This window comes from Verrucomicrobiales bacterium, from assembly GCA_016793885.1.
GTDB lineage: Bacteria > Verrucomicrobiota > Verrucomicrobiia > Limisphaerales > UBA11320 > UBA11320.
Window position 1 is genome coordinate 16547 of sequence record JAEUHE010000248.1, and the last position, 23247, is coordinate 39793.

The 23247-nt window shown below is 59.4% G+C and carries 9 protein-coding genes; 5 read left to right on the forward strand and 4 right to left on the reverse strand.

What is annotated here, in order from left to right; genetic code table 11:
• Positions 1-286: 286 nt before the first annotated feature.
• Entirely contained in the window at positions 287-493 is a 207-nt protein-coding gene (locus JNN07_27345; GenBank protein ID MBL9171479.1) for a CsbD family protein, read from the reverse strand.
• Between the two features lie 218 nt (positions 494-711).
• Here JNN07_27345 and JNN07_27350 point away from each other — a divergent pair, with 218 nt between their 5' ends.
• Positions 712-2082, forward strand: a complete 1371-nt coding sequence (locus JNN07_27350) for a PQQ-like beta-propeller repeat protein (protein MBL9171480.1) — start codon at positions 712-714, stop codon at positions 2080-2082.
• Between the two features lie 62 nt (positions 2083-2144).
• Here the strand turns inward: JNN07_27350 and JNN07_27355 are convergent, their stop codons facing one another.
• The gene (locus JNN07_27355) at positions 2145-2843 is read right to left on the reverse strand and encodes a serine/threonine protein phosphatase (protein MBL9171481.1); all 699 of its coding nucleotides are present in this window, start codon (positions 2841-2843) and stop codon (positions 2145-2147) included.
• 770 nt (positions 2844-3613) lie between these two features.
• On the opposite strand from JNN07_27355, the gene JNN07_27360 reads away from it, so the two are divergent.
• Complete coding sequence (locus JNN07_27360) at positions 3614-7558, forward strand: exo-alpha-sialidase (GenBank protein ID MBL9171482.1); 3945 nt, start codon at positions 3614-3616, stop codon at positions 7556-7558.
• Between the two features lie 43 nt (positions 7559-7601).
• Positions 7602-9407: a pseudouridine synthase gene (locus JNN07_27365; protein MBL9171483.1), complete on the forward strand. Its 1806-nt coding sequence runs from the start codon at positions 7602-7604 to the stop codon at positions 9405-9407.
• Here JNN07_27365 and JNN07_27370 read toward each other — a convergent pair.
• The gene (locus JNN07_27370; GenBank protein ID MBL9171484.1) at positions 9404-10942 is read right to left on the reverse strand and encodes a methyltransferase; all 1539 of its coding nucleotides are present in this window, start codon (positions 10940-10942) and stop codon (positions 9404-9406) included. The genes JNN07_27365 and JNN07_27370 overlap by 4 nt on opposite strands.
• Positions 10943-11851: 909 nt before the next feature.
• On the opposite strand from JNN07_27370, the gene JNN07_27375 reads away from it, so the two are divergent.
• On the forward strand, positions 11852-17950 hold the full coding sequence (locus JNN07_27375; protein MBL9171485.1) for a lamin tail domain-containing protein: 6099 nt from the start codon (positions 11852-11854) through the stop codon (positions 17948-17950).
• A 66-nt stretch (positions 17951-18016) separates the two neighbouring features.
• Here the strand turns inward: JNN07_27375 and JNN07_27380 are convergent, their stop codons facing one another.
• Positions 18017-20650 (reverse strand): beta-propeller fold lactonase family protein, encoded by a 2634-nt coding sequence (locus JNN07_27380; GenBank protein ID MBL9171486.1) that lies wholly within the window; start codon positions 20648-20650, stop codon positions 18017-18019.
• 277 nt (positions 20651-20927) lie between these two features.
• Here JNN07_27380 and JNN07_27385 point away from each other — a divergent pair, with 277 nt between their 5' ends.
• Entirely contained in the window at positions 20928-23237 is a 2310-nt protein-coding gene (locus JNN07_27385; protein ID MBL9171487.1) for a VCBS repeat-containing protein, read from the forward strand.
• The last annotated feature ends 10 nt before the right edge of the window (positions 23238-23247 follow it).

The following is a 23247-nucleotide window of genomic DNA, read 5'->3' on the forward strand; positions in this document are numbered from 1 at the left end:
CAAGACTGGGCTCAATACGGCCCATTGAACTTTCAGGTGGGGACAGCACCGTCCAGTGACGACAACGAAGTCGCAAATATTCATGATGGAAATCCTAGGGAAGCTCAAGCCTTTCCGCTCGGGAGTCGGGGAAGAAATCTGGCCGGGTTGAGATCGGCAGGTATGGCCGGCACCTTCCGGCGGCTTCAGGAGAGTCTGTGGAGGCGCCGCCACGAACCACTTGGGGGATGGCCTGCGAAGAGCTCCCTCACCCGCATCCTCGCTGAGGAGCGGGTGGGGCCGCAGGCTAATTGCAGCAGGACGTGCCTGTGCATTCCTTGAGGGCTTTCTCCACAGCTTCCTTGGTTTCGCCGGTACGCTTTTGGATACGCCCCAGCAACTCGTCGCGTTTGCCTTCCACGAATTCAAGATCCGAGTCGGTCAGCGTCGCCCACTTCTGCTTCAACTTGCCCTTGGCAATGTTCCAGTCGCCTTTGATTTCAAGTGTGTTCATCGAGGTATCTTTGATTCGAGTTCTAGTGTTTGTGCCGATGCGGTGAGTCGAAAACTCTTCCCACCCCACATCAACTTGACTGCACCCTACGCCGCGGAGGCGATTTGGCTATCAGGTGAAACCCGGCCCTGCCTTTAAGGGACAGCCTGAACGCGTCGCCATGGGTTCATGGCTGCCCGATTGACGGCCACCTGCCGCTCTGCTTAGCTCACGGTCACATGCACTCTGCAGTTTCTCACCATCGATACCTGCCCGCCCCACTCCTGCTCCTCCTCGCTGTCTCTCTGCTTTCAACGACGAGGCTGCGGGCGGACGATTGGCCGCAGTGGCTCGGACCACAACGCGATGGCGTCTGGCGCGAGACCGGCATCATCGATCGCTTCCCAACCAACGGCCTGCGCTACCTGTGGCGCACGCCCATCGGAGGCGGCTACAGCGGACCCGCCGTTTCCGGCGGACGCGTGTACGTGATGGACCGCCAGCTGGCCACCGGCGCCACCAACCCAGCCAGCCCGTTCACGCGCGGAGAGATCCCTGGGCGCGAGCGCATTCTCTGCCTGGATGAAAGGGATGGAAGATTACTCTGGAAGCATGAATACGACAGCGCTTACACGGTGAGCTACGCCGCCGGTCCGCGGGTCACTCCCTCGGTGGCTGATGGAAAAGTCTACACCGTGGGCAGTGAGGGAGATCTGGTTTGTCTCGATGCGACATTGGGGACTCTCGTGTGGTCGCGCGACTTCAAGAAGGAATTCGGAATCAAGACTCCGACGTGGGGATTCGCCGGACACCCGCTGGTCGACGGAAGAAAAGTGATTTGCCTGGCCGGAGGCGAAGGCAGCGTTGCGGTGGCTTACGACAAGGATACCGGAAAGGAGCTGTGGCGCGCGCTCAGCGCCAAGGAGCCTGGCTATGCTCCGCCCATGATCTACGAGTTTGCGGGTAAACGGCAGCTGATCCTCTGGCATCCGGAGGCCGTCAGCGGCCTGGATCCCGAAACCGGCAAGGTTTACTGGAGTCATGCCCTCACCCCCTCCGTGCGCTTCGGCATGACCATCCCCACTCCCCTGAAGATAGGCAACCTGCTCTTTCTCACCTCATTCTATAACGGCTCCCTCCTGCTCAAGGTCGATTCGGATCAACCCTCCCCAGTGTGGGCCAGCCAAAAGGTGAGCGAGAAGGACACCGACGGTCTGCACAGCGTGATGGCCACCCCCATGATTGAGAATGGATTCATCTATAGCCCGTGTAGCTATGGCCAATTCCGCTGCCTCAAGCTCCAGACCGGAGAACGGCTGTGGGAAACCTTCGCTCCCACCAGCGGAAAGTCGGAGCGTTGGGGCCATGCGTTCGTCATCAAGCACCACGAACGTGCATTTCTGTTCAGTGAGAAGGGCGATCTGATCATTGCTCGCCTGACCCCGGAGAAGTATGAGGAGATTAGCCGCGCTCATCTGCTGGATCCCATCAACCGGGATGCCGGGCGATTGGTAGTTTGGTCGCATCCAGCGTTCGCGAACCGGCGCATTTACGCCAGAAATGATCAGGAGATCGTCTGCGTGTCCCTGGCTAAGCCCAGCTCCCCCTAAGAGCCCGCTGGGTTGAGATTGCTCCCGCAGGGCAAAAAGTGATGCGCCCCAGGCGCGTGGGCTCAACTCCCCGCGCCGGCAAAACCTTCGATCGCCCCCTCACGGACCTCCCCCCGCTCGTTGGCCTGCCAGTATTGTCCCGTGGCCGTGTCCAGGCAGGTCAACCAAGCGCCATAGCCCGCACCAGTATCTATGCAGGTGGCATGGCCCACATCCAAGATCTGACCATTGAGTTGAGCGGTGTGCCCACAGATGACGCGGCGTCCGGAGCGATGCGGACGGATCTGACGAAATCCTTCCCAAAACAGCCAGTCGTCCGTCTGGTGGATCATCTCCACTTCGGAGTCCAACGCGGCATGAACGAACAGACTTCGTTCATCCTCCCAGAAACGGACGGTGTGGTTGAAAAAATTCCAATGGGTCGCCGGGATACGCTGGGCCCAGGCCTCGAGTCCTTTCTCCGGACGGATGTCATACGATTCAAGCGTTTCCCATCCGCCGCATGCCCCCCACAGTCTGGCTGAAAGGCCATCCAGACGGGCGTCCATGATCATGACCTCGTGGTTGCCTCGAACAAACACCGTCTCGTGCGAGCCTCGCAGCTCCAGGAGCTGGTCAACCACCTGACATGATGCCGGCCCGCGATCGATGTAATCCCCCAGGAACACGATCCGATCCTCAGACCTCGGCACCACCCGCGCCAACAGCGCCTGCAACGCGCTGCTGCACCCATGAATATCGCCAATGGCCAGAGTACGCATCTGAGCCTAATCGTTGCACTGGCAGGCCAATGCGTCAATTGACGATCGACCTCCCGTGGGATGGGGGGGGTGACTATTTCCGGGTGAGGATCCCCCTCCGAGAGGCCGAAAAGCTGTAGAGAGCTACAGGAAACCAGAACTATAAACCTCATCGGACCGCTTCGCGAGCAACAGGGTCATTTGGAGTGCGGCACTGTTAAAAATCGGGACTAGACAAATCGGAGGACACGGGCGTTTCTCACTTGGGCAGCAGTGGCTCGAACCCACAGGGTTCAAAGAGATTTATACGGGGGTGCTCGCACCCCCGGAACTGTTAAAATTACGGAGCATCGCGCAGCGATGCCACCGGCCTCTGCGACCTGGGTCACCCTACTCAAGGAACCTATTCAGTTCGTCAGTCCATTGGCCGACGGGTGGCACGCCTTTCAGGGTGCTGTTGAATAGGGGGCCGACAAACCGGGGGTGTCGCTGCGCGCCACACCCCGGCTAATCTCTTTGAACCTTTGGGATTCTCGGCTTCGGCATCAGGAACTCATGCAAAGAAGTGAGGATCCCGTACAACTTGTCTGGTCTCGATTTTTAACGGCAAAGATGAGAGCCCTCTGCCGCTTTTTCAGACCCGGCGGAGTCGGGGAATTGTGTTGGCTCAGACCCACCCTCACCCGGAAATAATCACACCCGGCCGAAGGATAGGCTTGCCTAAACAGCCGCAAAACCTTAGTAGATGCCTTAACTCGCAGAAGGCTCCCAACCCTCAACCCCGATCATTCATGAAGACGATTCACGAGTCTACTTGGGTCACACGGATATTCGCCAATGCTAGATCAACCCCACTCCGGGCTCTGCTTTTCCTGGCCCTCAACGCAATCGGCTGGATGGCGATCCCAAGCGCGCACGCCCAGTTAGGATCTTTGCTCCCACTTCCACTCCACGGCAATGCCCAAACCGATCTGGGATCGGACTACAATCCTCAGCTGAGCACGGATGGACAAGGAAACTGGGTAGCGGTGTGGAGCTCCACCGAGAACCTGAACGGCACCGCAGGGACGGATGCTGACATCCTGATCTCCCGCTCGACAGACAACGGTAGCTCCTGGTCGCCGCCAGCGCTGCTCAACCTCAATGGAACAGCCGACAGCGGCCAGGACCAACTTCCCCGCATCACGAATGACCGCCAGGGTAACTGGTTGGTGGTGTGGCAATCCTCCAGCACGCCAGGAGGAACCGCAGGCAACGACTTCGACATCTTCTTCTCCGTTTCCTCCAATGGCGGAGTCAGCTGGTCCGCGCCCGCCGCGCTCAACTCGAACGCAAGCTCGGACACTCACGATGACCGCAACCCCGCTCTCTCCACGGATGGCAAAGGTGTCTGGATCGCCACTTGGGACGCTGCCAACGACGGGCTGAGCGGTGGTGATACCGAAATTTTCTTCGCGCGATCGGTTGATAACGGCCGGACTTGGTCGGCACGCGCCGTGCTCAATCGCAACTCGGATTCCGATGCGGGCCGTGACTTCCACGCCAGCATCGATGTGGATCGGTCGGGGACCTGGATTGCCGTGTGGTCCTCCGATGATGACCTAACTGGGATACCAGACTTTGACACCGACCTTCTGGTCGCCCGATCGGTGGATGAAGGAAAGACTTGGTCGGCCCCCTCCCTGCTCAACGGCAACGCCACCACAGATGAAGGCGAGGACTTTAATCCCGAGATTCGCGCCAGTCCCACCGGCATTTGGCTGGCCATCTGGGAGTCGGGTTCGTCGCTCGGCGGCACGATAGGACGCGACCAAGATATCCTGTTCAGCCGTTCCGCCGACGCGGGCCTCACGTGGAGCGCGGTGGAGCCCCTGAACCGAAGCGCGCGGCTTGATCAAGGCTTAGACAGCTTCCCCTCCTTAGCCACGGATGGAGCCGGCAATTGGGTGGCCCTTTGGAACTCGGAAGCCAACCTGAACAACGGGCTCGGATCCGATTCAGATATCCTGGCCGCCTATTCCACCGATGACGCCCGGTCGTGGTCGGCGCCGATTCCTCTCTCGGCCCACAGCGGACGCGACTCCGCGGCCGACCTCAATCCCCGCCTCGCCACCGACGGCCGGGGAGCTTGGGTCTTCGTCTGGAGCGCAGATGCTCTAGCCCCAGGCGCGCTGTTGAGCGATACCGACATTCTGGTGGCGTCCCTGATCCAGCCGCTTCTTTGGTCTTCACCAACGTTCCTTCACACCAATGCGACTACCGACCTAGGAAACGATTTCGCTCCTCGCCTGGCGACCGATGGTCGGGGCGGTTGGGTTGCGACCTGGCACTCGTCGGAAAAATCCATTTCCAGATCGAACGTCGTTTGGGACGTCGTCGTATCACGTTCGAGCGACAATGGCCGGAGCTGGTCGCCAGCCGAACTTCTTTACAGCCGGGTTGGCACCCATCTCGCCGACGGCCGAGACCCAGCCATCGCCACGGACCGTCAAGGAAACTGGATCATCGTCTGGACTTCCAGTGGCTTACCCGGCGAACCGACGGGCTCCGACTCCGACATCTTCTATGCCCTCTCCACCAATCATGGCCTCAGCTGGTCCCTCCCCAAGGCGGTGGCCCCCGAGGCAGTCACCGATGCCGCATCGGACTTCTCAGCTTCGATCACCTCCGACGGTCAGGATGGCTGGGTAGTTGCCTGGGCCACCCAAGGTGGCGCCTACGGAAACGACTTCGACACCCTCAGATCCATCTCCAAGGACCGCGGGATGACCTGGTCGCCCTCTCTACCCCTGAATACCAACGCGGACACCGACATAGGAGACGACTTTTCCCCGCGCGTCGAAACGGATGGCGCCGGGCAATGGATCGCGGTCTGGATGTCGAATGACTCTTTGAATGATACCATCGGAAGGGATGACGACATCCTGGTGAGCTATTCCACCGATCAGGGTGAACGGTGGACGTCCCCTCGCCCGCTCAACCTGAATGCGGCGACCGATGGCGTCGATGATGATGACTACAACCCTCGGATTGCCACCGATCGAAGGGGCAACTGGCTCGCGATTTGGCACTCGGAGAGCACGCTAGCCAATACCATCGGAACCGACTTCGATATTCTGATGAGTCGGTCGACCAACAACGGTGTCAGCTGGTCCGCCCCATTTCCTGTGAACGCGGACGCCGGATTCGATACCGAGGAGGACACGGACCCGGAGCTCGCCACCGATGGCTCGGGAACCTGGATCGCCGCCTGGACATCCAGCAAGCTGCCCCTCGGCGGGCGGAAAGGAAATCCGATCCAGGCGGAGGTCGTGCACGCCCGCTCGTTCGACGACGGGATGTCTTGGTCGTTTCCGTCAGCCGTGAGCACCGAGGCCACCACCGACGAGACCCTCAATGTCAACCCAGTGATCCAGTCCGGAGGGAACCAATGGATCGTCGCGTGGTCGTCAGCGCCCGACCTCCTGAACACCGACTACGATATCCGCTTCGCCTCCAGCTCCAGCGCCACCTCCGCCTTCACGCCCCCCTCCCCTACTGCCATCGCCCTCACGGTGCAAACGCAGCTGCCGGCCCCGGGCATGGCTGCAAACGTGGTGGTCCAATGGGCAGGAGGCCTCCCTCCGTTCCAACTGCAACAGCGTTCTTCGCTCAGTTCCGGTGGCTGGGTGACAGTCGTCGCATCTACCTGCGATCGATCGGCGACATTCCCTATCGTCGGCAGCCAGCAGTATTTTCGAGTGATAGGTGTACCGTCCGGCATCGATGCCCACCTCGGGTGGCTGGATTCCCACGAGTATGAATCCCCCGGCGGCGCCAACGCGATTGCCGAGACCCTTTTCATCGGTGGCTTTGGCCTGGACGCGGAGGTCGACATTCTGTCCTCCGGCGCGCTGCCCCTGGTCGTTCGACGGACGCTCTTTAACCGGAGTTCCCTGCCGATCGCGGCTGGCTATCGCGTCGCGCTGGAGATCCGCGGCTGGACCTTTTTGGCCGTCGGAGGTGATGTAGGTTACGTCCCGGGCGCGGATGCTCAGGTTCTGTTCAGCTGCGAGACCACCAACACCCCCGCGCTCCTTCCCGGACAATCGGGAGAGATCGAGTTCGAGCTGGGCGGTGCTGGCTGCCCTCCTGCGTTCCCTCTCCTGGCGTTGCCCTGCGGACTGTTTCGGGAAACGATGACGGTGGATTCGCCGGCGACCAGGACCGGAGATTGTGACGCGCTCGTCGAAGTCGAGACCGGAAACTTTATCTTTATCCAGGAGCCAAACCGGATCGAGATCCAGCTGGTGCTGGATCCCAATGCAGATCCAGATGTGCTGGCCGTCGATCGCCGACGCACGTGGGTTTTCGCGAATGGCGGGCGCAACAATGGCGATCCGTTCACCGTCACAACCCATCAATTGACGATCAACACCACCACTCCCGGATTCGCCTTTTTCGTCCGCGCCCGAATGCCTCGGGTGGGCCCAGAGGCTCCGACGGTCGGCACGTTTGTTCCCGGGATTCTCCAAGCACCCGCAGCTCCATCGGTTCAAGTCTCTCCCCTGGTTTACAACTATCAGGTGACCGTGGTGCCAGATCACAACGGCCTTTCGAGTTGCAATGTCATAGGCATCCCTTTCCGCTATGAGGAGAAAGTGGATACTACACTGACGGTCATCTCCACCAACGGATGCGCGATCGCGCAAAGATCCATTCTGGCAACGGGGATTTACGAGTGCATTTTCCAGTAAGCGTGGATTCCCGTGGCGAGCTCTGTACACTAACTGGCACAGCATGAGTTTGCTCAGCCAACTTGCGGGTTGCCATTTCGCGCCGTTGACCGATCTAGGTCCACGCCGCGCCAAACTGCTGTCACTCTGCAAAGAGTGGCGCATCCGCGGACACCTGTCCCTCACGCCGGAAGGGATCGAGTTCTGCCTGGCAGGGGCTCAAGAGCCCCTTCAGTGTCTATTGAAGGAGCTTAAGTCCTGGACCTGCCTTCAGGACCTCGAATTTTCAATTTCAAATACCTCCCATCAACCGTTCGATCGGATACGGGTCACCATTCAACGGGAACTCGGCAGTCCAGACGTTCTCACCACCTCGGTGGTCCAACGCCGCGGCCTCTCCATCCCGCCTCACGCCTTCAAGGGATGGCTCGATCGGCGACGGAACATGGTCCTGCTCGACCTACGAGACGACCACGACGCACTCGCGAACGCCTTCGAGCGGGCCCAATCCATCAGGGTTTCCAGCCATCGGGAGCTGCCGGCCGCGCTCCGACGGCTGCAGCCCGAACTGAAGGAACAGCTGATCGTGCTCGTCTGCCAGAACGGCTCACGATCCGAGCAAGCCGCACACCTGCTCCAACATCAGGGCTTCAGGAGGGTGTTCCGACTGAAAGGAGGGCTACGAGGGTATCGGGAAGCCTGCGAAAATGCACCACTGCTCGATCAAACCAAAGCCCCACAAGCCGCTTCGAACGAAGGGGGTAGGGTTGATCCGCCGGATCCCTGCACCTGCTTTGCCTGCGACACTCTGCTGAGCGAGGAAGCCCTGCGAGATCCGCGCTATGTCCCGGGCAAGTTCTGTCCTCATTGTTTCCTGACGGAGGCTCAGGAGATGGCCGCCAACATCGGGACTCGACTAGCCCGGATCCGGACCGCAAGCAACCCACTGCCAGGAAGCTTCCCTCGCGACTGCTTTAAAGCCATCACGATACGACCATCGTGCGACGGCCGGACGGTGTTGGATGCGCTCCGATTTGCAGTCAGTCACCTGCCCGACTCTCATTGGGAACGTGAATGCCTCGAGGGACGGATTCTGAATAGCCACCACGAACCGGTCTCGGCCCGGCATCCGGTTCGCGCGGGGCAGACGTATCTTCACAGGTTTCCAGATACGATAGAACCGGACGTCAATCCCGACGTGGACATCCTTCACGAGGATGCTGCGCTGATCGTAATCAACAAACCTGCGCCCCTACCCATGCACGCCGGCGGGCGATTTTTTCGCAACACCCTCCAACATCTTTTAAACGCCGCATATCACCCCGAGCAGCCGCGTCCCGCGCACCGGCTGGATGCCAACACCACGGGAGTTCTGTTGATCACCCGCAACCAATTGTATGCTGGCCGGCTCCAACCACAGTTCTCTCAAGGCCGGGTCAGAAAGCAGTATATTGTGCGCGTCCATGGACATCCCCCCGAAGACGTGTTCGATTGCGCGGCGGCCGTCAGCTCTGAGTCGCGGGAGTTGGGTTCGCGAGGGATAGCCCTCACCGGCGGCCTACCAGCCCGAACTGAGTTTCGCGTGCTGCGCCGGGATCCTGACGCCACCACCCTGCTCGAAGCTAGCCCGCTCACCGGTCGAACCAACCAGATCCGGGTCCACCTGTGGCATCTCGGATTTCCCGTCTGTGGCGACCCAGTGTATCTGCCGAAGGGTGGCCTGGGGCACACCCAAACCCTGGACACTCAAGCTCCCCCGCTGAATTTGCATTCCTGGCGAATCCAGTTCGGACATCCGCTTCATGGGCGCCCTGCCGAGTTCACCGCCCCCGTGCCAACATGGGCGGGATTCTTGCCGCTGGCAGGCTAAACCGAGATCTTGCGATAGACCTCCAGGCGGCAGTCAAAGCCTCCCAGGTCGACCACCTGCTGAAACTCGAGCCTCATCGATCTTTGGGGGCTCGCCATTTTGAATGGGTTTACGAATACGAGCCGGCCGCCCACCTGCAGCATCTTCGCGGCAACCGCAAATAAGTCCTCAATGAGGAGACGCAGGTCCGGAATCGGCACCCGCCTACCCAGCGGTGGATTCGTAATGACCAGGGTCAACGTTTGGGGAGTCAGGCCCTCGACACCCGCGAAATCACGAAAATCACAACACGCGAATGTGCTCTGGATAGCCCCCAGCTCGGCGGCTTGAAAATTGCGCTCCGTAATGCCAACCGCGTCCTCACTTAGATCCGTGCCGAAGACGCGCCGCACCCCGCCTAACCGCGCCATTTCGATCAATTCCAAGCCCGATCCGCAAAAGGGATCCCACACATATTCATTAGGCATCTTCCCGGCAATCCGGGCCAAACAGGCGGCCAAAGGCGGATGCGAGGCGGCCGGCACAGCATCGAGCCGATACGAGTGTCGGGGATCGGGCGAGAGCCGGGGACGAAGCTCGACCGAATCGCCCAGTGCATGCGGGTGAACGTCGATCGCCCACGGAGCCTCGCGCGCGTCGTTGAGAATCTGCGGGCATTGTTCAAAGGCCCGAGTGGCGACCTGGCGAATGGCCCCGCGCTGATGCCCCTTCCCGATGTAATCAAGCCGATAGCGCAACGAGCCCTCGGTGAGGTTCTCAATCAGCCGCAAGGTCAAGCTCGAGGCGATGACCGCGGCCAGAGCCTCAACCGACTCAGCCTCCGACGATCGCCTCACCTGTCCCAAAGCAAAGCCCAGAGTGTCGAAACAGCGCAACTGGTAGAGATCGGACAAACAAAAGGATTCCGGCGCCTGAACCACCAGCAGCCCCGGGCTCATGTCCAGAACGCGAAACTGTGGGCGCTCGTCCACCTCCTGCCTCAGGATTCGTTCCAAACCTTTGCGGCACCGGAAGTGAATCCGAAGACCGGGGAACCCAGATATTACCCGCACAAAAAGGAGTACGCTCGGGCTCTGACTGCGGGCGACGCTCGCCGTCACCTTCTGAACCACTTGAGCCGAAAATCCGGTGACGGTCTGCAAAGCCTCGGCCGTCGCGGCCCCGCCGACCTTCGACAACACCTCTCCTAGCGAGCGCTTTTCACGCTCACTCGCGGCCGCTTTCATGACTTCCAAAAGCGCCGCTTCCTCTCGGAGCCCCACCCCAAACTTCGGCAAGGCCGCCATCGCATAGCGGCGGATCTTTTCCTGAGGGTCCTGCAGCAACCCAAGCAGCCACTGCTTAACCTCTGCTTTCTGGGCCTTGGGGCCGGATTCCTCAAACACAACCCCTACCGCACGGATCACGGAGACCCTTTCAAAGCGTTCGCGAGGCGCAGCCGCGTTGAAACGGGGGACCTCCTCGAGCCACAACTTGGGCCAAGGCAAGGCCCTCAACTCGCGATACAGATCCTTGCTGGCTCGGGCTGTTTTCATGCGGGACGAATGTGGGAGTACGGGAAAAAGATCTTCCCTGGAGGGACCACTCCAAACTCGACGGAAGCCACGACCAAGCCTCGAAGCGAGTCAGAAAACGAGAAACAGTTCATGCTGCCACAGTTGTACGTCCTCAGGTCGGCCGGGAGCAAGTGGCGATTAAAGTCGCAGGCAAGTTCCTCCCGATGTGATCCATCCCAAACAGGGTCTAGCAGCCTGTTGGACTTGTCCCCACCGGAGGTGAGTCCGGCTCTGAACCTCGTTTGTGCTGAGCTCTCTCTCCATGAACGCTTTCCTCTCCGCGCTCTCCGCGCCTCCGCGAGAGATTCCGGCAGTCCTTCCGAGTCAGGGGAGCGATCTTTCTCGCGGAGGCGCGGAGAACGCGGAGGAGCACTCAATCAGTGAGAACCAAAGGATGGTGCAGATCAGCCCGATCAAAGCCAGCTCACCTCCATGAACCAAGCCTCGTTACCTCGGCTCCTACAAGGCTCGAACGAAAGGCCGAGACAACCTCCAAGGAAGAATTTTGCCCACGGATTAAGAATCTTGAAGGGATCGGAAGTGAAAGTCCCCTATTCTTTTCCATCCGAGTCATCCGAGAAATCCGTGGTTAAAACCTCCGTCTTAGGTTTCTCTGGAACTCTCCACGAAGCCCATTTCCGAACCCTTTGAATCTCAGGAGCTACCTGCCTTGCCGTGAGACGATCCTGCCCACCGCTTTCATCCGGGCTTTTTCTTGCGTCCTTTCCCACTTGAGGGCACATTTCCAAGGCTCCATGGAAAAGCCTGCGTATCCAATTTTCCCTGCCCTGTTCCCAAGAGCGAATGCTCAACCCATGATTTATGACGTCGATCCAGAACTGAGAAGTCGATCGACGAACCCTGCCTCGGGCCTTACCTCAGAACCCTATGAACCCTAACCGCCCTCTCAATCCCAAACGGGCTCACTCACAGGTGTGGAACCTTCTGCTCGCGCTGTTCACCACCCTTGTCCTGGGAGGAGTAGCCCCAGCGCAGAACTTGCCCCTGACCGCCACCGCGAATCCAGCCCCGGGATCCCTGCTGGTGGAGCTGACTCGTATCAATGTAGTGTTCAGTGAGGCGGTCACCGGTGTCGAAGCCGCTGATCTGCTGGTGAATGACATACCCGCATCGGAGGTCACCACCAACAATCCCAACGACTACACCTTCACCGTTACCCAGCCGAAGGACGGAGCAGTGGATGTGTCCTGGGCTCCGGGCCATGGGATCGCTTCCAGCAGCCCACTGGCCACCCCATTCCTCGATGGTGTCTGGAGCTACATCTTGGACTCCCAGCTCGCTTCGACCGCGAATTTTGCAATCTCTGAGTTCATGGCCAGCAACAGCACTGGCGTGCTCGATGAGGATGGGGCTCGGTCGGACTGGATCGAACTGGTGAATCTGGGAACGGAGCCCGCCTCGCTCGAGGGTTGGTCTTTGACGGATACCGAACTCAATCCCACTCGTTGGCGCTTCCCCAGCGGGCTTCCACCCGTCCCAGCCAATGGTTACTTGCTCATCTGGGCGTCCGGCAAGAACCGGACCAACGCGTTCGCCCCGCTCCATACGGACTTCAGATTGCCCGCCAGCGGCAGCTATATCGCCCTGGTGAATCCCAACACCAACGTCGTCTCCTCCTTCGCGCCCTACCCAGCTCAGGTAGCGGATGTCTCCTATGGACGAGACCTCAGCGACGCTGCGACCGTTGGCTATTTCACGAATGCAACCCCTGGTAAGATCAACGCCACCTCGGGACCAGGATTCCTGCCGGAGCCCACTTTCAATCTGACCTCCGGCGTCTATACCAATGACACCCTGCAGCTCACCATCTCCGCTCCGATCGGGGCGATCCGCTACACCCTCAATGGAAGCATCCCGATCACCACTTCGACCCTCTACACGAACACGCTCACGCTCAGCAACAGCACTCTCATCAAAGTCCGGGTCTTCCCCCCCGCCGGAACCAAGGTCTTTCCTAGCGCCGTGACCGCCCGAAACATCATCTTCCTGGATGGTTCCACCCGGGACTTCAACTCCGAGCTGCCTCTGGTAGTCATCAGCACCCAGGGCCAGTCGGTGGCCCAGGATGTCGCACCGGGAGGTAAGCGCACGGAGGGTATCCTTTGCCTGATCGACACCTTCCAAGGCCGAAGTTCCCTGCAAACCACCCCGGACTTCATCGGAAACGTCGGAGTCGAGGTCTATGGCCAAACCTCCGCCGGCTTCCCGAAGCTGCCCTACCGAATCGAAGTTCACGACGCGCTCGGCAACGATCTCGATATTCCGATCTTCGGACTCCCGGCGGAGAGCGACTGGAAGCTGCGAAACCCCTTCAATGACAAATCGCTGGTCAACGACTTTCTGGGCTACGAACTCTTCGAGCAGATGGGGCACTACTCCTGCCGCCGACGTCTCGTCGAGGTCTTCGTCGATTCCGGTGGTGGACGTCTGCGTTATCCAAACGACTACATCGGAGTCGAAACGCTTTTCGAGAGCATCAAGCAGGGTGAGAATCGAGTGAACATCGCCAAGATCCCGCCGACCGCGACCAATGGACCCGCGATCACGGGTGGATACGTGTTCGCCAAGGATAAAAACAGCCCTGGTGACCTGGATTTCTCCACCCGGGGTGGTGGCGGCTTTGGCGGACAAACCTTGAAGCTGCGCGAGCCGAAGCCCAACGAGATGCGTGTTACTCCCGTCAGTGGCAGGCTCACTCCAGCCGGCAGCAATCAGCTGGCCTATTTGGTGGGCTACCTGAACCGGATGGAACGCGCAATGTACACCAACACCTGGCTTAGCCAGACAGGCACCAATCATTACAGCGCCTACCTGGATGTGGATAGCTTCGTGGATTTCCACTGGTTGGTGGAGTTCACCAAGCAAATCGATGGAATTCGTTTGAGCACCTATTTCACCAAGGATCGGGAGGACAAGCTTCGCGCCGGTCCCGTCTGGGATTGGAACCTCGCCTTCGGTAACGCCAACTACTGGCGAGGTGGTCTGACCAACGGCTGGTACTACGCCCAGGACGATGTAGGAATGAACGCCGATGCGCACATCTGGCTGCGGCGCTTGATCAACGGGACTGCCGCTCTGGGTCCAGTGATTTCCTTTGACCTCGGGAACGGCCCAGGTGCCGGCGGAGATCCTGACTTCAACCAACGGATCTCCGACCGGTGGGGCGTATTGAGGACCAACCTCTTCAACCCGACCAACATCATGGCGCGAATCGACGAGCTGTCGCTCATGCTCGAGGAAGCCACCACCCGCGACCTGTGGGGCAAGTACCGATCGCAGATCGTCGGCATGTACACTTGGCCCAACCCGGAGGGCACGCTCACCCCCGTGAACACCACTGACTTTTCGGGACGCGATGTCGACTATGTCCATCCCTTGAACTACCGGGGCACCACGGAAAATAGCATCATCGGCCAAATGAAGAGGTTCATGCTGGGCCGTTATCTTTGGATCGATAGCCAATTCACCCGCCCTCCAACTCTCAGCGATAGCGGCGGCAATGTGTCGAGCAGTCATACCGTCACCGTGTCTCCGCCCGCCGGTGCAACCCTCTACTACACTCTCGACGGAACCGATCCCCGTGCGCCGGGGGGAAGCGTCGCCCCGGGGGTAAGCAGCAACTCCGGTCCTGTGACCGTAACGATCGCTGCGAACACTCGGATCGTGGCCCGCGCTTACCAAACCAACTCCTGGTATCGCACCTGGAGCGGCCCGAGTGCTGCCAGCTTCATCCTGGAAACTCCAGCCTTGCGCATCACCGAGGTCCTGTATCATCCGACCGATGCTCCCCTCGGCAGCACTAATGCCTCGAGTGATTTTGAATTCATCGAGGTCAAGAATGCTGGCGCTGGCTCGCTCAACCTTCGAGGCTACACGCTGAGCGGCGGAATTAACTTCACCTTCCCCGACCTCCCTCTGGCCGCGGGGGCCCGGGCGGTGGTGGTCGCAAATCTGTCCGCATTCAGCGCGCGCTATCCAGATCCTGGGATCGTCGTGGCCGGGCAGTTCAACGGGTCGTTGAACAATAGCGGTGATCGAGTGACCCTTGTCGGGCCGCTTCACGAGCCAATCCAGGACTTTACCTACAGCCCGCGGTGGTATCCAGCGACCGACGGCGCCGGATTCGCCTTGGTGGCGGTCGACGAGAACGCCGCGGGTTCCGAAATCAACTCCCGTTCGGCTTGGGCACCAGGCTCGGGAGTCAACGGAACCCCGGGCAAACCCGAGAGTGCGACCACAGTCTTTCCTCAGGTCGTGATCAACGAACTCCAAAGCCGTTCCACTTCACCAACGGGGGACCGCGTGGAATTGCTCAACACCGGCGCGACTCCGGTGGATGTGGGAGGGTGGTATCTGACGGACAATCTGAACTCGCCGAAGAAATACCGCCTGCCCCCGGCCACCACCCTCCCCGCCGGAGGCTTCCGGGTTTTCTCGGAGTCGGACTTCAACACCGGGGCGACGAGCTTCGCGTTCAGCTCGCTCGGGGAGGAAGTTTACCTGTTCTCCGCCGACGCTGCCGGCAACCTTACCGGCTACGCTCACGGCTTCTCCTTTGGCCCCCAGTTCGCCGATCGAAGCTTCGGCCGCTATGTTGGCACAGAGGGTGTGGAGCACTTTGTCACTCAGTCAGACGGCAGCTTTGGCGCAGCAAACCCCGGCCCGAAGATTGGGCCGGTCGTCATCAGCGAGATACACTATCATCCCCCTGAGATCTATAAGTACGGGAGCCGTTACGACGATTCGTTCCACGAATTCGTGGAGTTGAAAAACATTTCTTCGTCCAGCGTCGTTCTCTCTCATGCGCTTTACCCGACCAACTCCTGGGTATTGAGGGGCCCTGTCGAGTTTGCGTTCCCGTCAGGCACCGCCATCCCGGCTCTCGGGTCCCTGGTGGTCGTCGGATTCGACCCGGCCAACGCCCCCCGTTTGGCAGCATTCCGCAACCGTTTTGGCATTGCCGCCACAGTTCCCGTTCTGGGTCCCTGGAAAGGTTCACTCCCCAACAGCCAAGGCAAGGTGGAACTTGCCCAACCTGATGAACCCATCGCAGCTCCGTCTTCGAATGCCGGATTGGTGCCCTACCTAACGGTCGACTCGGTATCCTACTCCGACGATACCCCCTGGCCTCCGTCCGCCGATGGCCGCGGGGCCTCGCTCCATCGCATCTCGCTCGCCGCTTTTGGCGATGACCCAGCCAACTGGGCAGCCGCCGCCCCCGCGCCCGGGACGGAATTCACTCCCGCCTCCGCACCAACCATTGTCCAACAACCCTCGGACGTCACCGTTGTCCTCACCAACGGTGCCGTGGCCACGTTCAGCGTCGCGGCTCAGGGCAGCGGATCACTGACCTACCAATGGCTCTTTAATGGGGCAGTGCTGCCCGAAGAATCCGGGACGAGCCTCTCCATCGCGAACCTGAACACCGCCAAAGCCGGACGTTACTCCGTCGTCGTCCTCGGTTCGGGTGGGGGAACCGTCAGCGCCGAGGCTAAACTCGACATGCTCCAACCCGTGACCATTCTGGCCCAACCCAAAGCGGTCGGCGGACGTCCCGGCACCAACGCCGTGCTCTCCGTGGGTGCAGCCAGTTCTCTGCCCATTCAATACCAATGGTACAAGGACGGACTTGCCCTGCCGGGCGCGACCTCCGCTCAGCTAGGCCTTCCCAACCTTGGATTTGCCGATGATGGGCAGTATCAGGTACAGGTCAGCGATGCGATCAGCTCCGTCGTCAGCGATCGGGTAAGGGTGGCTGTCTTGGTGAACCCAAGGTTCCTCGTCCAGCCCCAAGGTCAATCGGTCATCCGCGGCGGATCCGTCATCCTGAGCGCCGTGGTCTCTAACACCACAACCACGCCCATCGGCTATCGATGGCGGCGGAATGGCGTCACCTTCAGCACCCAAGTCACCAACATCCTCTACAGCTACCAGGTGGTAACCAACATCCAAGCAAGCGCCAACTACAGCGTCCAGGTCACCAATCTCGCCCTACGATTGGGCACGAACAGCGCGAATGCCTTTATCACCGTCGTGGACGACACCGATAAGGACGGTTTGCCCGATGAATACGAGGCACTTTACCCCGGCTTCCTAGTCGCTAGTGACGCGGCCGATGCAGCGCGCGACCAGGATGGGGACGGCATGAGCAACCTGGCGGAATACATCGCCGGAACCGATCCAACCGATGCCCTTAGCTTCCTCCGCGTGGAGTCCATTCAGGTGGCAGACGGAGGGACGCAGCTCGAGCTCTATGCACGATCCAACCGATCCTACACCGTCGAGTTTCGCGAATCCGTCGGGCTAGGAACGTGGCAGTCTCTCACCAATCTCCCCGCTCAACCGACGGATCGATTGGAGGTGATTCAGGATCCTTACCCTGCTACCGGAAGTCGGATTTATCGCATTGCCACCCCGGTCCGAGCTGACCGCGCCATCCGCACGCCCATCATTCTGCAGTCGCCCGGCTCGCTCAACGCGAATCAGGGCTCCGCTGTAACCTTGGAGGTGTCAGCTTTCGGCATCGGAGGCCTCCAATATCAGTGGCGAATGAATGAACTCGATATCCCAGGGGCAACTGGCGCCACCCTCGTCTTCAACTCCGTCCAACCAGCGGATCAGGGCCGCTACTCAGTGAAGATCACCGATGCTACCGGATCGGTCACTACCGAGTCCGCGACCTTGGCCGTGCTGGAACCTCCCCAGATTGTCAGCGCCCCCCTGCCGCAAACCGTCCGGGTGGGCGAATCAGCTCGGTTTCAAGTGGGAGCGACCGGAAGCGCGACGTTGACCTATCGTTGGCTGTTTAACGACCAACCCGTAGCGGGAGCGAATGGGCCCATCCTGCAACTCGATGCTGTCACCGCGGCCAACGTGGGCACATACCAGGTCGTGATCAGCCAAGTGACCGCGAACGGTCCCGTAAGCACACGAACTGAACCCGTCGAGCTGATCGTGTTGGAATAGCCCAATTGGGCGGGTGTCTGGTGTCGCCACTCGCCACTCGCCACTCATCACTCTTCGGTCTACGAGTTAGTCCTCCTCTTCCTCGTCGCCCTTCTCGGCCAGAACAAAGCCGGCACGGACCGGAGCCGGCATGGGCGAGTCGGCTCCGCGAATGGACCGCCACACGACCTGGTTCAGGAGCAGATCATCCGCTGCGTCCTCCTTGGTAAAGTCCATCCTATCCGACAGTTTGCTACCCCACGCCAGCTTGGTGTTCTTCTCGTTCAGATTCGCCTCCGGACGCAGATGGCGATAAGGCGTGAGGTCAGGGGTTGCACCGAAGCAGGCCGCCATCGGCTGAGCCAAGGCATCGAATTGAGACATGGGCCTGAGCCCGAGAATCAACTCCATGGTGCGCAGCATGCTGGCGGTCGAATACATCGTGCTGTCCACCGTGCGGCGCTTCACATAGGGGCTTATGACATAGGCGATGGTACGATGCGCATCCACATGATCCGGTCCGTTCTGGGCGTCGTCCTCCACCACAAAGACCGCCGTTTTGGGCCAGAACTTGGATTGTGAAATGCCTTCGATGACTCGTCCGAAGGCCAAATCATTGTCAGCGACACACGCGGTGGGCGTGGCTTTGCCCACCGATGTCCCTGAAGTGTGATCGTTTGGCAACCGCACGATCTGCAATCGGGGCATCTCGCCTTCGGATTCAAATCGCTTCAGCTCCGACAGGAATCGATCCGCCCGCTTCTGATCCGGATAGTCCATGTCAAAACTGCGGAACAAAGGGTCAAAATGCCCCTCCAAAGCTTTGACTCGGGTCTTGCCAGGCTGATCCGGCACCTTGGCATTCGTGACAAACTCACCGTAGGAACGGTAGGTGACTCCCGCCTCCCGGGCCCGGTCCCACAGGTATCCGCCAGCGGGCGCCGCAATGGAAAAATTGCCTTCCGAGGGATAGCTATATTTCTTGAGCTGATTGTGTCCATAGCTCAGCGGCCAGGTCTTCTCCACGAAGTCAGTGGCATAAGCCCCCATGCTCCACTCGTGTCCGTCCGCACTCACTTCGCTTTCCACGTAAAAGTTGTCGAGCAGCACGAATTCACGGGCCAGTTGATGATGATTCGGGGTGATCTTCTCCGGAAACAGACAGAGGGTTGGATCCCCATTCCCCATCGGAAGATCTCCCAGGATCTGATCGTATGTGCGGTTCTCCTTGATGATGTAGATCACATACCGAATCGGGCTAGGATCGCCAACTTTGGACGGGATCGGATGTCCAGGCTCAAGCGGCGCTGACTGAGATCGGCTGGTGGCTGGCATTCCAGCGTAGGCCTTAGCGCTCCACTTCTTCAGAGTCGCCTCGCGATCCTTAGTCGATGGCAGGCCGATGACACTGACGGTCCCCTGAAAAAGTCCGGCGATGTACTCCGAGACTGTGGCCGGGAAACTGACCCCTGGTTGGGGCCCGTTGCGGTTGGACTTGGAAGCCAGCCCCTTCCCATTCGCCACCAGCAATTGCTTTCCATCCGAGGTGACTCGCACCGAAGTCGGGTACCAGCCGACCGGGATGAATCCGAGAGACCGGCTCTTCCCCCAAGTCTCCACGTCGAAAACTGCGACGGCGTTGATGTTCGCATTTGCCACATAGAGCTGCTTCTCGTCCGGGCTCAATGCCAGACTGTTCGGCGTCGACCCGGGAGGAGCATCCGGCATCAAGGCGGCTACCAACTGTTCGACTGCCTTGCCTGTCGCGGTATCGATGACGGACACGGTGTTGTGATTGGCGTTGGCCACCAGGAGGTGCTTGCCTGATTTGGTCAGGATCATCTCGTTGGGGTGATCCCCGGTCTGCCACCGCTCCAACTTGGAGCCGGTGGTCAAGTCCAGCACCTGAACTGCGGACTGAGCCCACAGGCTCACGTACAGACGGCCACGCGCCTCATCGACTACCACCGCATAGGGATAAGGAGCATCGGCGTTCGCCAACTGCAAGAGGGCCTCCGCCCGCTTGGTGATCGAGTCTTCGTCGTCACTCTTGGGTGCGTCCTCCTCCCGGAGCGCCTTAGCCAGTTCCCCCTCCGCCAACTGAATCTCTTGGGAGACCTTGCCGGCGACCAGGTCAACCACGCTGATCCGCTGACCCAACACACTAGCAACCCAGGCCGTGCGGCCATCCTTGGAGATCGCTACGCCCGAGGGAATGCCTTTGAGCTTGGGATCTCGCAGCGCCACTTCCCGCAGCTCCGTGACGAAGCCATGCTTGAAGTCCATCACCTGCAGAGTCTCCTTGGAGGCACCGCTAGCCACCAGTCGCGCCCCATCCCGACTGAAAGCCAGTCCATAGAAGGATTCGGCGAGGGCGATCCGCGATTTTACGGACTGCGCCACCAGATCCAGAATGACCACTTCATGCTGACCATAGCCGCAATGCAAAACCGCGGCATACTTCCCCTCCGGATGTAGCGCGATGTTCGAGGGAAAGTCACCGACTTGGATCTGCTTTCCCTCGGGACGCAGAGACCACTGATTGGGCAGGAGCACAGAGCCGTCGGTTTTCGGACCAGGGATGGTAGCCCCCACTCGGGAGGCCGAAGTCGATGTCACGGAAACCGTGGCCGGGCCAGCCGAAGGCACGGCTGTCTCCGTCGAGTGGCAGCCGGTCAGGAACCAAACTCCCGCGGCAAAGGGCAGAGATCGGAATCGCATGCGGTGGATATGGCATAGATCCCCCGTCGCTGCCAATCGCGGATTCGTGGGAACAATCCTAATCAAGCGTTTCCCTGCGGCAGCTCGATGCTCCCAGCCCGGATTTAACTCCCGGCCGGATCGACATTTGGAGCGCTGCAGCCCTCGGCAGCCTTTCAGCACTAACGAAGTCGGGAATCTCTGCCGCCCTCAGCCCGAAACAATCACACCCAAGGGATGCCACAACGCCAGTTTGCAATTGTTTCCCGAGATGCCAACCGGTATATTCCATAACGAGATGAAGAATCCAAGGAGACAAGGGATCCAGGTAGCACTCGCCACCAGCCTGATGATAAAGTATCTGGCTCTAGGTGGACTCGACTTCGAGGATGTCACGCCTATTTCGTTCTTAAATCCCAGTATTTTTGGCGCGGTGGATTTCGGAGATATCGACAATGACGGCGACCTCGACCTGGTAGTGAGCGGAGCCAACCCTGCGAATGGCAACTCGACCTACATCTACCGCAACCTTGGAAACGGGAACTTCGAACAGTTAGACATGGCGATCGAGCCAGCCCGCAGCGGCAGTGTTCAGTGGGGTGACTACAATAACGATGGATATCTAGACCTAATCCTTACCGGGCTTAACTCCAAGAATGCTTCCCACGTTTACCGCAATGCGGCAGGCAGCGGCTTCACCAAAGTTTTCGAACTGCCAGTTTTGTATGACGGCCAAGCCATCTGGGGAGACTTTGACAATGACGGCGACCAGGACATCGCTATGGTAGGCACCACCTCTAGCGCGACAGGACGCTTAACCGCCCTGTACGAAAATGTGAAGCGACAAAGCTTCCGGAAGCTCGACATCCCCTTGATCCAACAGTACTCCGGCAACATCAAGATGGTCGATTACGACGGGGACGGTTACCTGGATCTATTCACGGCAGGGACCTCGCAGCTGTCAGGAAGCGATGGAGCCTTTCTCTACCATAACGACGGCCGCGGAGTTTTTGACGCGCCTACTCACATCTCCATGATGCCTAACCTACGCGGAGCGTGGTTTGACTCCAACAACGATAATTCCATAGACCTTCTACTCGTTGATTATGTGAACGCCAGGACCGAACTTCGGACAAATAGTGCGCCGGGCGGATTTACTGCTCAGGGCATCCAGCTGACAAGGAATCTTGGCAGCGCGAGCGTAGGAGACTTTGACAACAATGGCTTCACCGATGTGCTCATGATGGGATTGTCATTTCCGCCAGGAGGCAGCAGCTTGGTAGAATCGACCGAGCTGTGGCTGAACTCAGGTAGTGGTAATTGGATACTCCAACCGACGGGGCTGCCCGTTCTCACCTCGACTCAGGTCGCCGTAGGTGATTACGACCGTGACGGCGATCTAGACCTCGTCATCTCAGGTTCGCCGATGGAAGTACTGCCAACGTTACGGCTCCTGAAGAATACTGCCACCGTTTCGAATACTCCACCGACGATTCCATCCCATCCAGATGGCTTGAAGAGCGAGGATACCATCAAACTTTCTTGGGCCGCTTCTTTCGACTCCGAACAACAGGGCGGCTTGACCTACAATGTGAGAATGGGAACACGCCCCGGAGCGCAAGACATCCTGAATCCGATGTCACTCCCCTCAGGCACACGGAAGGTAGCTCGCCCTGGGAATGCTGGCTCTCGCACCGACTACACGATTAGAAACCTCACACCGGGCCAGACCTACTACTGGTCGGTGCAAGCGATCGACAATGGCTTCGCCAGCTCCGCCTTTTCCGAGGAGAAATCCTTCAAGGTGACCCATCCGTGCTCCATCCAGGGCGTGAAGAACCTCTCCTTGCTCGAAGACTTTTCATCCGCGGAGATGGCGTTCAACGTTTTCGATCAAGAAACGGATCCGACAAACATTCAGGTGAGAGCTGTTTCAAGCAACCCACAACTCATCTCAGACGATGAACTGCTGATCTCCGGGACCGGGGTTAAAAGAAGCCTGCGTCTTAAGAGCCGACAGGATCAAATCGGTCACGCCGTGATTGACTTGATCGCGACGGATTTAGATTTCGGCCGAACTGTTGCATCCATCCAAGTCGAAGTTCTCCCAACGAACGATGCACCGGTAACCGAAGCGAAGTCGTATCTGACAAGAGAGGACCGACCGATCGCAGTGGATCTGTCCGGAACGGACATTGACGGCGATTCTTTGAATTTCCAGATAGCAAAGTATCCGCTGCATGGGCTTCTCAGCGGACAACCCCCGGCGATGGTCTACACGCCTGCTCACAATTTTTTTGGGCATGACGAATTCTCATTTATCGCGCTGGACGGCTCAACCCAATCGACTCCGGGAACTGTTCGAATTGAGGTAACGCCAGTTCAGGACGTTAAGGAAACTCATCTCACCTCAACCCGGTGGGCTCCCCACCTGATGCGGCTAGCCTTCACTGGCGAACCCTATGCAGCTTATGAGCTTCAATGGTCGGAAAACTTGGTCGTGTGGCAAACAGAAAAGGTCGACTCAAGTCCGCTGGGCTTGATCATTTGGCAGATCGATCTGCGCCCACAGGAGCGGCGGTTCTTCAGGGTTGTTCCAAATCCGTAAAGCGAGAGTC